At 47.8% G+C, this 14,135-nt stretch carries 12 protein-coding genes; 5 read left to right on the top strand and 7 right to left on the bottom strand.

What is annotated here, in order from left to right:
- Positions 1-82 precede the first annotated feature (82 nt).
- From NSQ20_RS13960 to NSQ20_RS13945, 4 genes are read left to right on the top strand one after another with little or no spacing between them, the layout of a single operon-like run.
- Positions 83-997 (top strand): sugar ABC transporter permease, encoded by a 915-nt coding sequence (locus NSQ20_RS13960; protein WP_340033025.1) that lies wholly within the window; start codon positions 83-85, stop codon positions 995-997.
- Positions 998-1,002: 5 nt separating this feature from the next.
- The gene (locus tag NSQ20_RS13955) at positions 1,003-1,842 is read left to right on the top strand and encodes a carbohydrate ABC transporter permease (protein WP_340032762.1); all 840 of its coding nucleotides are present in this window, start codon (positions 1,003-1,005) and stop codon (positions 1,840-1,842) included.
- Between the two features lie 39 nt (positions 1,843-1,881).
- Entirely contained in the window at positions 1,882-3,210 is a 1,329-nt protein-coding gene (locus NSQ20_RS13950) for an extracellular solute-binding protein (RefSeq protein ID WP_340032761.1), read from the top strand.
- A gap of 30 nt (positions 3,211-3,240) precedes the next feature.
- A complete protein-coding gene (locus NSQ20_RS13945) occupies positions 3,241-4,896 on the top strand; it encodes a hypothetical protein (protein ID WP_340032760.1) in 1,656 nt (551 codons plus the stop codon).
- Between the two features lie 73 nt (positions 4,897-4,969).
- On the opposite strand, the gene NSQ20_RS13940 is transcribed toward NSQ20_RS13945, so the two are convergent.
- A complete protein-coding gene (locus tag NSQ20_RS13940; RefSeq protein ID WP_340032759.1) occupies positions 4,970-5,314 on the bottom strand; it encodes a hypothetical protein in 345 nt (114 codons plus the stop codon).
- Between the two features lie 123 nt (positions 5,315-5,437).
- Here NSQ20_RS13940 and NSQ20_RS13935 point away from each other — a divergent pair, with 123 nt between their 5' ends.
- A complete protein-coding gene (locus tag NSQ20_RS13935; protein ID WP_036608832.1) occupies positions 5,438-5,860 on the top strand; it encodes a hypothetical protein in 423 nt (140 codons plus the stop codon).
- 199 nt (positions 5,861-6,059) lie between these two features.
- Here NSQ20_RS13935 and NSQ20_RS13930 read toward each other — a convergent pair whose 3' ends face one another.
- From NSQ20_RS13930 to NSQ20_RS13905, 6 genes are all read right to left on the bottom strand, one after another.
- A complete protein-coding gene (locus NSQ20_RS13930) occupies positions 6,060-9,233 on the bottom strand; it encodes a bifunctional cytochrome P450/NADPH--P450 reductase (RefSeq protein ID WP_340032758.1) in 3,174 nt (1,057 codons plus the stop codon).
- 299 nt (positions 9,234-9,532) lie between these two features.
- On the bottom strand, positions 9,533-10,087 hold the full coding sequence (locus NSQ20_RS13925; RefSeq protein ID WP_340032757.1) for a glutathione peroxidase: 555 nt from the start codon (positions 10,085-10,087) through the stop codon (positions 9,533-9,535).
- 214 nt (positions 10,088-10,301) lie between these two features.
- Entirely contained in the window at positions 10,302-11,027 is a 726-nt protein-coding gene (locus NSQ20_RS13920) for an LUD domain-containing protein (protein WP_340032756.1), read from the bottom strand.
- A complete protein-coding gene (locus NSQ20_RS13915; protein WP_076249613.1) occupies positions 11,017-12,534 on the bottom strand; it encodes a LutB/LldF family L-lactate oxidation iron-sulfur protein in 1,518 nt (505 codons plus the stop codon). The genes NSQ20_RS13920 and NSQ20_RS13915 overlap by 11 nt, the downstream gene beginning before the upstream one ends.
- Positions 12,531-13,259, bottom strand: coding sequence for a (Fe-S)-binding protein (locus NSQ20_RS13910; RefSeq protein WP_017688927.1), 729 nt, complete (start codon positions 13,257-13,259; stop codon positions 12,531-12,533). Before NSQ20_RS13910 ends, NSQ20_RS13915 begins: the two co-directional genes overlap by 4 nt.
- A gap of 113 nt (positions 13,260-13,372) precedes the next feature.
- Positions 13,373-14,134 carry a DeoR/GlpR family DNA-binding transcription regulator gene (locus tag NSQ20_RS13905; protein ID WP_340032755.1) on the bottom strand — a complete coding sequence of 254 codons (762 nt, stop codon included), beginning with the start codon at positions 14,132-14,134 and terminating at the stop codon, positions 13,373-13,375.
- Between the last annotated feature and the right edge of the window lies 1 nt (position 14,135).

Here is a 14,135-nt window from a genome sequence, read left to right as displayed (position 1 = left end):
GTTACCAAGAGAACGCCGCATGTTGTAAGCGGATTCATAACTGGTAACTATTATTCTTACCCATTCAAAAGGGAGGCACATGATGAAAAAACAGACCAAACCCTTATACGGTCAGCACAATACCACAGCCTACTTGTTTCTTCTGCCCTGGCTGATCGGACTCTTCTGTCTGACACTGGGACCGATGGTTGCGTCCCTATACTTATCCATGACCAAATTCAATCTACTGTCATCACCGACTTGGACTGGACTTAGCAACTATGTTCACATCTTTACCGAGGACGATACCTTTCGCAGGTCCCTTGGGCTGACGTTTTATTATGTTTTTCTATCTGTTCCACTAAGGCTTGCCTTTGCTCTACTGGTGGGGATGGCGCTGAACAAAGGTATTCGAGCCCTCGGCATCTACCGGACTGTATATTACATCCCTTCCCTCTTGGGCGGCAGCGTTGCGATTGCAATCGTCTGGCGGCAACTCTTTGAGGGGAATGGATTGGTCAATCAGTTTTTAAGCTGGTTTGGTATCTCGGGACCATCCTGGATTGCGCATCCAGATTATGTGGTCTACACCATCATTACACTATCCGTGTGGCAATTCGGGTCTGCCATGGTCATCTTTCTTGCTGGCCTGAAACAGATCCCGGCAGACTTATATGAAGCGTCCGATGTCGATGGAGCGGGAAAAATACGTCAATTTTTCGGAATCACTCTGCCCATGCTCTCCCCCGTTATCTTTTTTAACCTGATCATGAGCATGATCAATTCATTTCAGGCGTTTACACCAGCTTACGTGATCGGAGATGGCCGCGGGGGTCCACTCGACGCAACGATGTTTTATACCTTGTATCTGTATCTGAAAGGTTTCTCGTTCTTTGATATGGGTTATGCTTCAGCTCTGGCTTGGATCATGTTGGTCATTATCGGAGTATTCACCGCAATCGTCTTTGTTACATCCCGATTTTGGGTGTTCTACGGGGATAATCAGGAGGGGAGGTAATGCATATGCCAATCAAACGAAAACTGGTTCAGGCCGGGAGGCATGCCGCCATTATACTCTTCGGTCTGCTGATGTTATATCCAGTACTATGGTTGATTCTCAGTTCATTTAAACCGAACCATCTCATTTTCACCAGCGGTAGTCTATTTCCAACCAGCTTCACGCTGGAGCACTATATTAATGGTTGGAAAGGTCTACAGGGCATCTCCTTCGGCCGTTTTTTCGGCAACTCCGTGCTGATCTCGGTCATGAGTGTGCTGGGCAATGTGATCTCCTGTTCCCTTGCAGCCTTCGCCTTCTCCAGATTGAAATTTAGATTCAAAGGCCTGTGGTTCAGCATGATGTTGGTCACAATTATGTTGCCTTACCATGTTACTCTGGTGCCCCAGTATATTCTCTATAATGAGCTTCAATGGATTAATACGTATTTCCCGCTGATTCTGCCTAAGTGGCTTGCGCAGGATTCCTTCTTCATCTTGCTTATGGTTCAATTTATACGCGGTATACCGCGAGAGCTGGACGAGAGTGCGACCATTGACGGCTGCGGGCAATCACAGATCTTTTTCCGAATCGTAGTGCCTCTGCTCGTTCCGGCACTGATTACAACAGCGATCTTCACCTTCCTGTGGAGCTGGGATGACTTTTTCAGCCAGATGATCTATCTGAGCAAAATTGATCTGTTCACCGTGCAGCTGGGCATTCGCTCTCTCTTTGATCCCTCAGGACAATCCGATTGGGGCGCATTACTCGCCATGTCCACCCTGTCACTGCTTCCCGTGACCATCATCTTTTTATTGTTTCAGCGATATTTCCTTGAGGGCATTGCGACCACAGGTCTGAAGTAACAACACGTTTCTCATTATCCATAGACAGGGGGATTTACCATGTTCAAACGTTTCATGATTGGTATGATTACTTCACTTTTGTTACTCGTAACAGCTTGCTCTGGAACAGACCATACAGGGGCTAATGATAATGCAGGCAATGGTAATGATAATGGAACTACCGAGGGCGGACAGGTCGAACTTCGCATCATGTGGTGGGGTGACCAGAAACGGGCAGATATTACGAATGAAGCCCTCAAAGTCTTTCAGGCGAAATATCCAGATATTAAAATTTCAGGAGAATTTGCACCCTCCTCCGGATATTTCGACAAACTGAATACCCAGCTGGCATCAGGCACAGCACCAGATATCTTTTTCCTTGGCGGAAATGTCGTGGACTATGCCAAAAAAGATGTCCTGCTCAATCTGGACCCGTATGTTGGCAACGAACTGAATTTGGACGGTATGGATGAAACCATGATCGAATACGGACGTCTCGACGGGAAGCTGCAACATATCTCTGCCGGTGCGAACGCACGAGGAATTGTTGTTAACAAGGCACTCTTTGAGAAAGCCGGCGTGCCTTTGCCAGCATCCGATTGGGACTGGACGGACTATGCCGCCATCAGCAAAGAGTTGTCCGACAAGCTCGGAGATGGCTTCTATGGGACGTACAATTTTACCGTCGACGGGATGGATATTTTTCTAAAACAAAGGGGTAAACAACTGTATGACATGAAAAACGGCACACTTGGATTCGCCAAGGAAGACATTCTGGAATGGTTCCAGTATTGGGAAAAGACTTCGGCATCCGGCGGTGTAGTCACACCGGAATTGCAGGTATCCAACCCGCATGATGATACCAGTAAATCCCTGTTGATCACAGGTAAAGCAGCCATGACTCTACTACCATCCAACCAACTTGCTGCATTCCAGAGTTTGACGGAAGATCCTCTGGTGTTACTCCCTGTACCACGAGGCCCTAAGGGAACGGGTGTTGTATTTGAATCCAGTCAGGGATTATCAGGTTATGCCAATACCAAACATCCGAAGGAAGTAGCTATATTAATGGACTTCTGGATTCATGATCCTGAAGCAACCAATATCCTTGGTAATGACCGTGGCGTGCCCGTTACGGAAGCCAATCGAAATCTTCTTCAGGAAGGTGCAGGCCCTGTGGAGGAGATTGTCTATAACTATACAAATCTTGTCTCTGAAGCAACGAAGACTGAACCATTTGACGTGAGTTACAATCCACCTGGATTTGCAGAGTTCTCCAAGTTAGCTCAGACGACAAATCAAGAGATCGGATTTGGACGAAAAAGTGTGGAGCAAGCTGTCTCCGACTTCTATAACGGGACCGTTCGAATCTTTGAATCGAATCAATAACCAGAAACCAGACACTGTGAGGAGGAACATATGACAGAAGAGATATTAAATCGGCTGCGCAACATTTCGATGATGGATCAAGTTCAGCCAGTTAAACCGGAAGATCAGCAGTTATTACAAGAATGGCATGCGTCAGGTATCCGGTTTGCGGCATCGGGCGGACAACTGGAAGCTACGTATAATGCAGCCGTGGAGAAATTGCTTGCTTGTATCCTGCCCATGGGAGACAACGATCCTATTTTACAAGAAGGTGGCATCTATCTGGGTTGTTGGTTAGAGAGCACAGGTACCATCAATGCAGAGCTGCTGTCTCGCCTGCTTCCTTCCGTGTCCGAAACAACATACCTCGCATTTGCCGAGCAGCAAAGAGAAGATGGATTGTTCCCGTATAAACTCACGGCAAACGGGCCCTCTTTCCGGCAAATCCAGTTGGTCACTCCACTGGCACGCAGTGTATGGAACCACTATCAGCTTCATAGCAATCATGGCAAGCAGTCGCCTTTCCTGAACACGATGTATAAGGCTATGGTTCGTTACGATGAGTGGATTGCCCACAACCGTAATACTCGAGGAACTGGCTGTGTAGAGGCGTTCAGTACGTTTGACACCGGACATGACTTATCCCCGCGATTCTGGCATGTTCCGGACACACCTTACATGAATGATGCTTCTGCCTATCAACCGGATTCTCCGATTCTGCCTTTTCTGGCACCAGATCTGACTGCCAATATCTATTGTCAGCGCTTGTATCTATCCCGCATGGCTGAAGAACTGGGAGAATCGGGAACGGATTGGAAAGCAAAAGCCGAGTCTAGCCTGGAAAGTCTTTTCCGTTATTGTTACGACGAACAGGATATGTTCTTCTATGATCGGGATCGCAATGACGAATTGGTCAGAGTCCAATCCGATGTGTTGCTCCGCGTAATGGCCTGCGAGGTGGGCGACCGTGAATTGTTCGATAACCTACTGCGTCGGTACCTGTTGAATACAAGCAAGTTTTTCGCTAAATACCCGTTTACATCGATTTCAATGGATGATCCCAGATTTGATCCCTTTTCCTCTTATAACAGCTGGGGAGGGGCATCCAATTTCCTGAGTCTGATTCGGGCACCTCACGCATTCGAGTATCATCATCGATATGTGGAGCTAACCTGGGTAATGCAGCCAATCTTGTCCGCTCTATCCAAAAATAAGCGATTTGGTCAGGTACTAAGCCCATGGACCGGAGAACAAGGTTTTACAGAGACTTACTCACCCTCCATTCTCTGTCTCCTTGATTATGTGGAGCGATTATGCGGAATTATGCCTGTTGGATCGAATCAGCTCTGGTTTACCGGACTGCTCCCCATCGACATGGATCATGGCGAGATCGTATCTGGCAACACGGCTTATAGCCGAAAAGTCAACAGAGTAGGATATGAATTGGTCAACACGCCTGATCGCATGACGGTATATCTGGAAGGCAAGGTTCATCTGGATGGCCCGTCAGGGATTCGACTGGTGACGGATCATTGTGGACATCTGGAAGGCGTTATTGGAATGAGCGTTCGCACCGTTGAGGGAGAGCTCTTCTATCAAGGAGAGCACATTCCGATTCGGATCAAAGGAAATGAAATGCAGCGTTACGCTGATGGAAGTTTGAGCACCGAGCGCGATATTGGCATCATCCATCCTACGTATCGTTAATTGTTTGTATGCAAAAAGCGCAAGTTGCGGAGGTTTACTGCCCCTGCACTTGCGCTTTTGCATTTCTTTATTTCTACACCTTCCGGTTCCACGCCGGGTGACGATAAAATTCAATCGTATCAATATAATTTACCGTGAAATGCTGTTCCACATCCGACAAGTTCAACAGTTTGCGGTCGATTTGCTTCATCCCCATGACCACATCGTGCCTTAGCAGATCCATCGCAATTTTGCCTACAAACCCGCCTTCCATCTCTTTATGCTTGGCACGAAACTCTTCATTGTAGATCAGTTCAGGTGTGAATGCCGCTTCGACGAAAGCATTAACGAGCGTAAGCTCATTGCCCTCGATCTGCACTGCTAGATAATAATTGCCACGCTCATCCTTAATGAGGTCTTTATACATCTCTACGATCATGTGAATCACTCCTCTATTATAAAAGAAACCCCGTTAGCCTTAACGAACATGGGCTATCAAACGTACACCTTCCGACCCCGTTCCTTCATATACTAGGTACAAATGGCGAACGGAGGAATACTTATGAGCTGGCAGCATCTCCATACTGGAAAAACACTTCAGCAGCGCCTGGCAGAACTCCAGGGGCACCTTGCAGAACTGAATACTCCACTCTCCGGGTTGGAACCGGGACGTATTCGTCGTGTCTATCCAAGGCAGTTTATCAAAGTAAACCGGCAGTTATTCATTCCACTTAGTCTGAATTCCATTCGGGTATTCGATATTCCTCGAACACGGCGAGGCGTCAGAGTGGGAATCCGCACGACTTTCCCTTCCAGGAATGCATTTAACAATATCAGACTTGTGGGTGTGGGACTGGATTATCTTGAACTCCAAGGAAAAGGCAGAGTCCCTTCCCGTATTTTATTTCCTCTCTCCAGCGTCGAGTCGATCTATCGGCCAACCACCGGAAGAAAAAACCTGAAACGGCCTTGTAGGCGGAAGTAAAGCTGGTTCTTTTCGCAAGCCATACAATGGTTCCCAAATGTCTGCATACGGGTGCTCCCTTCCAATATATAATTATAACCCATGCAACCACTTATCTGCTGAAGAATCATTTTATGTCAAAAAGCGGTGAGAACAGAACTGCTTCTGTATCTCACCGCTCAGCCAGTTACGGATCAAGCTGACCCTTCACATGTGTACATCAGATGCCTGTCCATACATCCTTGGCATAACGACCTTCCTGCTGAAGCTGATTAAGCCAATCTTCTGCTTCCTTCGCGGATTTGCCATGAATATCAGCGTATGCCTGCTGGAGTGTAGCTTCCACATCAGGTGCCATCTTGCTGCCATCACCGCAGATATACAGATGCGCACCCTCTTCAAACAAAGGAATCAGATGATGGGCATCGTCTCTCATCAGATGCTGTACATAACATTTCTCCTCCCCGTCTACACGGGAGAAGGCCGTATGAAGTTTCACAAGCCCTTCTTGCTGGGCTGCTTCCAATTCATTTTTGTACAGATAATCATGCTCGGGATTCCGGCATCCAAAGTACAGGTGGGCTTCGCCAACCTCACGACCTTGTTCCTTCAATACGTGCCTTGCCTGCAAGAAACCTCGGAATGGAGCAACACCTGTACCCGGACCTACCATGATAACGGGAACCTGTGCATCCTCCGGCAGTTGGAAGCCGGATTCCGGTGTCCGCGTGAACATGACGATCTCGTCACCCGGTTTCAGGTTAGCCAGATAGTTGGACGCAATGCCTTTGTATTCTCCCTGTCCACTCCATGCTGGGGCGCGCACAACACTGACCGTAATACTCGCTTGATCGGGCTGAACACGCGGTGAACTGGAGATCGAATAATATCTGGCTTTTAGTGAAGGCAATAATTCAAGGAAACGCTCAAACGGCAGTTCACATGCCTCATATTTCACCAGATAATCCAGCATGGAGATCCGTTTATTCCGCACTTCATCCATATACACAGATTCATCAAGCAGCGCTTCAAGTTCTTTCTTATGCGGTGGACATACGGTGTATGCTGCCATTTCTCTCAACTGCGCACGAGTTGCCGCCTCCTGAAGCTCAACGCTATGACTGAGCAGATCATACAGGTTCACCGGTTGATGCAGCGGCAGATGTGCGGCACTGCGACCGGATGCATCCAGAACGAGATGCTCCGTTCCGGTGAATCCATAACGACACAATACACGTTCCACCAGCTCCGGTGGGTTCTGCGGCAGAATGCCCAGGTGATCCCCTTCCCTGTAGGTTATGCCTTCTGGCAATTTGATCTCCAGGTGACGTGTGCTTCGTTCACTGCCCGCGTCGTGAAGCTCCCTGTTCTCAAGTACTTCTGCCACATGTGCATCATACGTATCCGCAAGCGGTGTTACGGCGAGTCCACTTACAAACTGTACAGACAGTGAACTGCGTTCGCTATTGGAGCTTGTGTTCAGTTTCAGTCCCATCGTTCGTGCGAGATCTGGCCATAATTGCTCTGTCCAATCCCCCACCTGTTTCTCAAAATCTCCGCTAGCATCTGACTCACCCAGTGGTGATAACCGCTCTGCTCCTCTGGAAGATAACTGTTCATCTATTAAACGCGGAATACGCTGATAGGTGCTGGCCCAGTTGTGGTCACCGCATCCAAGAACGGCGAAACGCACACCTTTGAATTCATTGGCATCCGCATGTTCGATCCACTCGACAAACATCTTGGCATTACTTGGCGGCTGACCATTATAGGATGCACTGACAATAATGACGGCACCCTCCTTTGGCAGTTTGCCAACACGATCATCAAGCGTAGCGACCTCACTCCGGAAACCCTGATATCTGGCGGTATCCGCAATTTCACGTGCAATGCCTTCAGCGGTACCCAGATTGGAACCGTATAGAACAAGCATCGGTGTGTGGTGGGCATTGGCTGCATCCGGCTCCGTTCTTTTAGCAACTGGCTTTGGTTCTTCTACCGCTACACCCGGAACGGCCATGACTGGCTGCCCGCCACGCGCACGTACACGAATTGTGAAGTTATCCGGTTTGAGCGTCAGCGTTTCTTTCACTTTTAACTGATAATCAGAATGATCTATGAAGTCAAAATGCTTCAACACCATGCCCAGTACCAGCGTTGCTTCCTGAAGTGCAAACTGCTGACCAATACAGGCCCGTTGACCATTACCAAAAGGTTTATAGGCATCATGCGGCACTTTGCTCGGATCTTCGAACCGTTCCGGGCGGAATTCCTCTACGTCGTCTCCCCATGCTTCGCGGTCACGATGCAGTTTGGGAATAAGTACACTGACGCTGTCTCCTTTTTGCAAAGGATATTGACCCGCAAGTACCGTGTCCTCTTTTGCATACAGAGAAAATGCCGGGGCCGTTGGCCATAAACGCAATGCTTCATTCAAAACCATACGAACGTACTTCAGATTGCGAACCTGGTTGTACGTGGGAACCGGATCTTTCAGAATCTGATCCACCTCAGCTTGGGCTTTAGCCAGCGTATCCGGGTTCTTCATCAGGTAATAAACGGCGAAGGATAATAGACCACTTGTGGTCTCATGTCCAGCAATCAGGAATGTAATAATCTGATAACGGATGTTCTCATCATCTAGCGTTTCTCCTGTTTCCGGGTCTTTGCCGCTTAGCATGTGGGACAACAGATCATCTGCGCCTTCCTGCGGTTTCTCTTTGCGCTCGGCAATAATGTGATCCACCAAAGAGAACATGGAACGGATATCCTGTTCAAACTGTTTCTTTTTGGTGATCATTAGCTTGTCTTGCAGACGCAGTCGCTGCAATGAACTCATGGATTCATCCAACGCACGAACCATACTTGTAATGAATGGATGAGGTTCTTCCCGATAGAAGCTGTTAAACCGATAGTTGAACCCACACAGTCCAATCGTGTCGAGCGTAAGACGCGTCATATCATCCGGAACGTTAACCGTCTCATCCGGGTTCAATCGTGACCATTTCTGAACCAGCTGCACAGCCAAATCAATCATTTTGTTGTGATATCCCTGCATGGCACGTTGACTGAAACTTGGCAGCAGTACGTTATGGGCTTTTTTCCAATTTGGCTCCTCAGTCCAACTCGTAAATAGTCCATCTCCTGCAAAAGCACGAACCTTCGCAAGGGGTGCCCACACACGTTTGTCGAATTTGGATTCATCTGTTACCTCAGCGACCAGTTCGTGACCGGAAATATACAATTCACTCCGCCCCGGGTATTCCATACGAAAGATCGGTCCATATTCTTCAGCCAGTTTCACCAAAGATTGCACCGGCTCTTCAAAGTTCAATTGCGGCAAGTTGCCCAGTGGGCCAAATGTTTTTGGTTGAGGCACTGAAATTGGTGGCATGACGCTCACTCCTTCTTTCCAAGTTAAGAGTTCTACAACTAAAAAATAATGACTTGATTTACAGACGCGATTACACTTACTCTTCAGATCAACAGATTCAAGTTATTTTTTGCACATTTTCATATTTCATCCAGATAACGACAAAACCATCAAAGAACTAACTGACTGAAATGGTATATTGGTCATTTTTAATTAAAAAAAATGGAGCACTTCGTTATCTTCTTTTACCCTAACATTTCCAGTTCTAATCTTCAACAGTCCCAAAGTCATAGGACCTCAGGACAGGGATTAAGGTATACTTATGATTTCTTTAACAAGTTCTGAATAACTGACTCCATCTCTAATGGAGCTACTGTCGTTTCATAACGGTCATGGACGTCCCCATTACGGTCAATCAGGAATTTGGTGAAATTCCATTTGATGCCGTCACCTTGATACAATTCTGGATGCTTCTCTTTCACAAAGGTGTCCATCCACTCTCCTTCCTTCGTGTCCAGATCATAACCTTGAAATGGCGCTTCTGTAGTCAGATAACGAAACACAGGATGCATCGATTGCCCAACGACCTCAACCTTCTCCAAAATCGGAAAGGATATCTGAAACTGACTTCTGCAATACTCAGCTACCTCAGCGCTACTACCAGGTTCTTTGTCGTTAAACTGGTTGCACGGGAACGCCAGAATCTCCAGCCCCTGATCACCATATTTCTCATACATCTGCTGAAGTTCACTGAATTGCCGGGAGTAGCTGCACCGACTTGCTGTATTCACAATAAGTAGCACTTTCCCTTTAAAAGCAGAAAAATCACCCTTGTGTCTATCCATAAACGGAACTTGGTAAGAAAATATACTCATCTGTATTCATCCTCCTCTTTCTCTTTTGTATCTCATATGAACTCTCTCTTGAGATGGATTATACACCTCCATTATTAATAGGTGAAATATATAATTAATATAATTTTAATAGCTTTTAACTATAAATCGCGAACAAAAAACTGCCCTCAGCAGTCAAATACTGCATCTCGGACAGTTATCAAAATCATGATGTGCCATCACGCTAAACACATCGTTAACCCATAATTAAACCATATACAATGCCTGGTCCGTGTACCCCAATGGTTAAATCATTTTCAATATCGGAAGAGCGGCTTGGCCCGGAAATAAAGTGGATGCCTGCTGGAAGATTCTCTCTCCCCGCGTCGTCAAATCGATCCAGCGTCTCACCCAGTCTGGTGTACAGTCGATCTACTGGAATAATGATGATGAGTACCGTAGGCAAGAGACTGACCGAACGACCTTTTTCCGGTGAAGAAAGTACAGTGACCGAGCCTGTGTATGCTGTTGCATAATCCGCCATGACCACACCGATATCAGCCTCAGCTGCCCGAGCCTTCCAGTTCTCATCCGCCTGACTATTCCAGACTGAGATCTGTACATCCGGAAGCTGCTCTTCCAATCCGAGATCCTGTAACGCCTGTTCATTCTGACGAATGATATATCTGGCACTCAGTTCATGAGATTTGTTGGCAATAAATTGAGATACTTCTTCCATGTTCTGAACCCGGGCAATGTGTGCGCCTACACTCACAAAGTTATCCGTAAAGGCTTGAATACGCTTCTCTTCATCCCATTCCAGCTCAGTCCAAAAGTCGGGTGCTCCCCGAAAGGGTTGGGTCGGCGCATGTCGTTGCCTTGGTCTTCTCAATTTCGAAGCAATGTCATTCATGAACTGCTCCTGTTTCTCCATCGACTTCTTCTCCAATTGTGCGAGCCATTGCTGATGTTCAGTGACCATGCTTACCATCCCCTTCCTCTCGTTCACGAATAATCTGCTCCATACGGCTGCGAACGGAAGAATCCATGGCCGATTGCTTCTGGTTCAGTTCCTGATCCAGCTTGTTCCATTGTTGCCGGAAGGATTTCTTGGCGAGGCTTGGCGCAACCCGATAATTGTTCCAGCCTTTAAGTGGGCCCAGCTTGAGAGAAATGCCGTTGTTGCGTACAACTGCCTTCTGCCCGATCTGTCCCAGACGTATGGCCGCACTGAAACGTTTGGAATTGGATACAACAGCGGCAAATCCCTTCATGCCCATGCTCTCCATTTTGTTTCCATGGCCGTCTTCCACTTTACGCCTACGTAGATAAACGAGCATATCATGCAATGGAATTTTAACTGGACATGCTTCATAACAGGCTCCGCACAGACTCGAAGCACCCGCAATATCGTTCCATTCATCAATGTTGCCATTAAGTGCAGGTGTCAGTACTGCGCCAATTGGACCACTGTACGTCCCACCGTAGGCATGACCTCCAATATGACGATATACCGGGCAAGCATTCAGACAAGCACCACAGCGAATACAATTCAGCAACTCCTGGAATTCAGGATCACCGAGCTGTAAAGATCGACCGTTGTCCACGATAATAATATGCATTTCATCCGGCCCATCCGCATCCGCTGTGCGGCGAGGACCTGTGATGCCTGACATGTACATCGTTAGTTTCTGACCTGTTGCGGAGCGTGGCAACAAGGTTGCCATGACTTCCAGATCCGTCCACGAAGGGATGATCCGCTCCATGCCCATCAGTGTAATCTGCGTTTTCGGAACAGTGGATACCATACGGGCATTGCCTTCATTTTCGAACAAAACCATGGAACCCGTCTCTGCAATTGCAAAATTGCAGCCGGTCATGCCGATATCTGCTTCAAGGAATTTCTCGCGCAGCTTTTTGCGAACAAATCCAGCAAGTACCGTTGTGTCCGGCTCCAGAATTTCACCCGCTTCCTTCGATAACAACTCTGCAATCTGGTAGCGGTTCTTATGGATGGCTGGAATGACAATATGAGATGGCGCCTCGCCTGCCAGCTGAATGATGTATTCACCCAGGTCGGTCTCGATAGCTTCAATGCCCGCCGACTCCAACACATGATTCAGGTGCACTTCCTCCGACACCATCGATTTGGACTTCACCACCGTAGAAGCCTGCTTGTGCGCCGCAATATCCAGCGCAATCGCCGCTGCTTCCACCGATGTATCTGCAAAATGAATATGAACCCCGTTCGCACGGGCGTTATTCACAAATTCATTCAGGTAATAATCCAGATACGCAATCGTGTGCAAACGAATCTGACGGCCACGTTCCCGCCATTCATCCCAGTTTCCATGTTCTTCTGAGGCAGATTTCTTCCCGTTACGCAAACGTTCTGTCGTGAATTTGACTGCTTTTCGCAGAAAATCATCATTCAAGGCCAGTCCGGCACGTTCTTTGACCGTAGTATCCATAACTCCCGGTTGGCTCATCCTGTTCGCACCCCCTCATACAGTAGTTCCGCCAGATGCATCACACGCACCGGTTCATTCCGATAACGCAGATTACCTGCGATATTCATCAGACAGGCCATGTCCAGCCCAACCAGCACTTCGGCTTGTGTCTCTTTGACATGATCGACCTTCTCCGTCACCATCGCTCCTGAAATATCGGACATTTTGATGGCAAACGTGCCCCCGAACCCGCAGCAATCCTCAGCAAATGGGAGCGGAACCAATTCCAGACCTTTTACTTGAGAGAGTAGCGCCATCGGCTCATCCTTCACACCAAGCAGACGGCTGCCATGACAGGATGGATGATAGGTTACTTTGTGCGGAAAATGTGCGCCCAGATCGGTTATCCCGAGTACCTGAACGAGGAATTGAGTAAACTCATAAGCTTTGGCTTCCAATCGTTTTGCCTTCTCCAACCATACTGGTTCATCCGCGAACAGCTCGGGATAATGATGAATCATATACGTACACGATCCCGAAGGACATACCACAAAATCACTGTCGTCAAACGCTTCAAGAATCGTTTTGGCCGCTACCCGAGTCTCATCCCAGTACCCGCTATTGTAGGAAGGCTGACCGCAGCAGGTCTGCACCGGCGGAAAATCCAGCCGAACGCCATGAGCGGCGAGCAATCTGACCATGGCCTCCCCCACTCGGGGATAGATGGCATCGCTGAGGCAGGTAATGAATAAGGAGACCTTCATAATTACACGCTCCTATTAACTGATTAGTAGATAAATTGACTATGAATATTTACACTGGACACTCCGTTTCGTGTAAATGTTTAGTTCATTTTATATAGATAAAATCTGAAAGATTAAACCGTGATGATACCAATATCGTATCCGCTCAAATGTTCTGTCTGTTCAGCCTCCAATGGCTGATCGGTAACGATCATATGGACTGCATTTAACCCGGATACTCGGGCAAAAGCACGTACACCAAATTTACTGGCATCTGCAAGTAAGATGACTTGATCTGATATGCCAACCATCTTCTGCTTCAGCCTTGCCTGGAGTTCATTGGATTCACTGATTCCGCCACCTTCGAGATGTACACCTTTGCACGACATGAACATTTTATCCACGTGATACGTTTCCAAAGAACGCTCCGCCAGCGGCCCAACAAAAGACAACGAGCGCGATGCCAGCTGGCCCCCTGTTGAGATGACCTCAACCTTGTCACGGTTGCTGAGTTCAGTGGCAATTTGGATAGAGTTGGTTAAGACCGTCAGCGGAAAATCCGGCATGTTCGCTGCCATATAACCTGCCGTTGTGCTCGCATCCAACAGAATGCGATCACCCGGATTAATCATCGTCAGAGCCGCTTGTGCAATCCGCTTTTTCTCTTCCGCATGGGTTGTCTCCCTGATCCGGTAAGGGATCTCCGGTTGATCTTCCTTCACACTCACTGCACCACCGTGAGATCGGCGTAGTCGTCCTGCGTGTTCCAACCGATCCAGGTCACGCCGGATGGTTTCCTCCGTCACCCGGCAGCGCTCACTAAGCTCGGATACACGCATACTGCCCTTTACATTCACCATCTCCACAATCCGGTCATACCGCTCGGCTGCCAGCATG

This window comes from Paenibacillus sp. FSL K6-1122 (genome assembly GCF_037977015.1).
GTDB lineage: Bacteria > Bacillota > Bacilli > Paenibacillales > Paenibacillaceae > Paenibacillus > Paenibacillus amylolyticus.
This window is presented reverse-complemented; position numbering and strand designations above follow the sequence as displayed.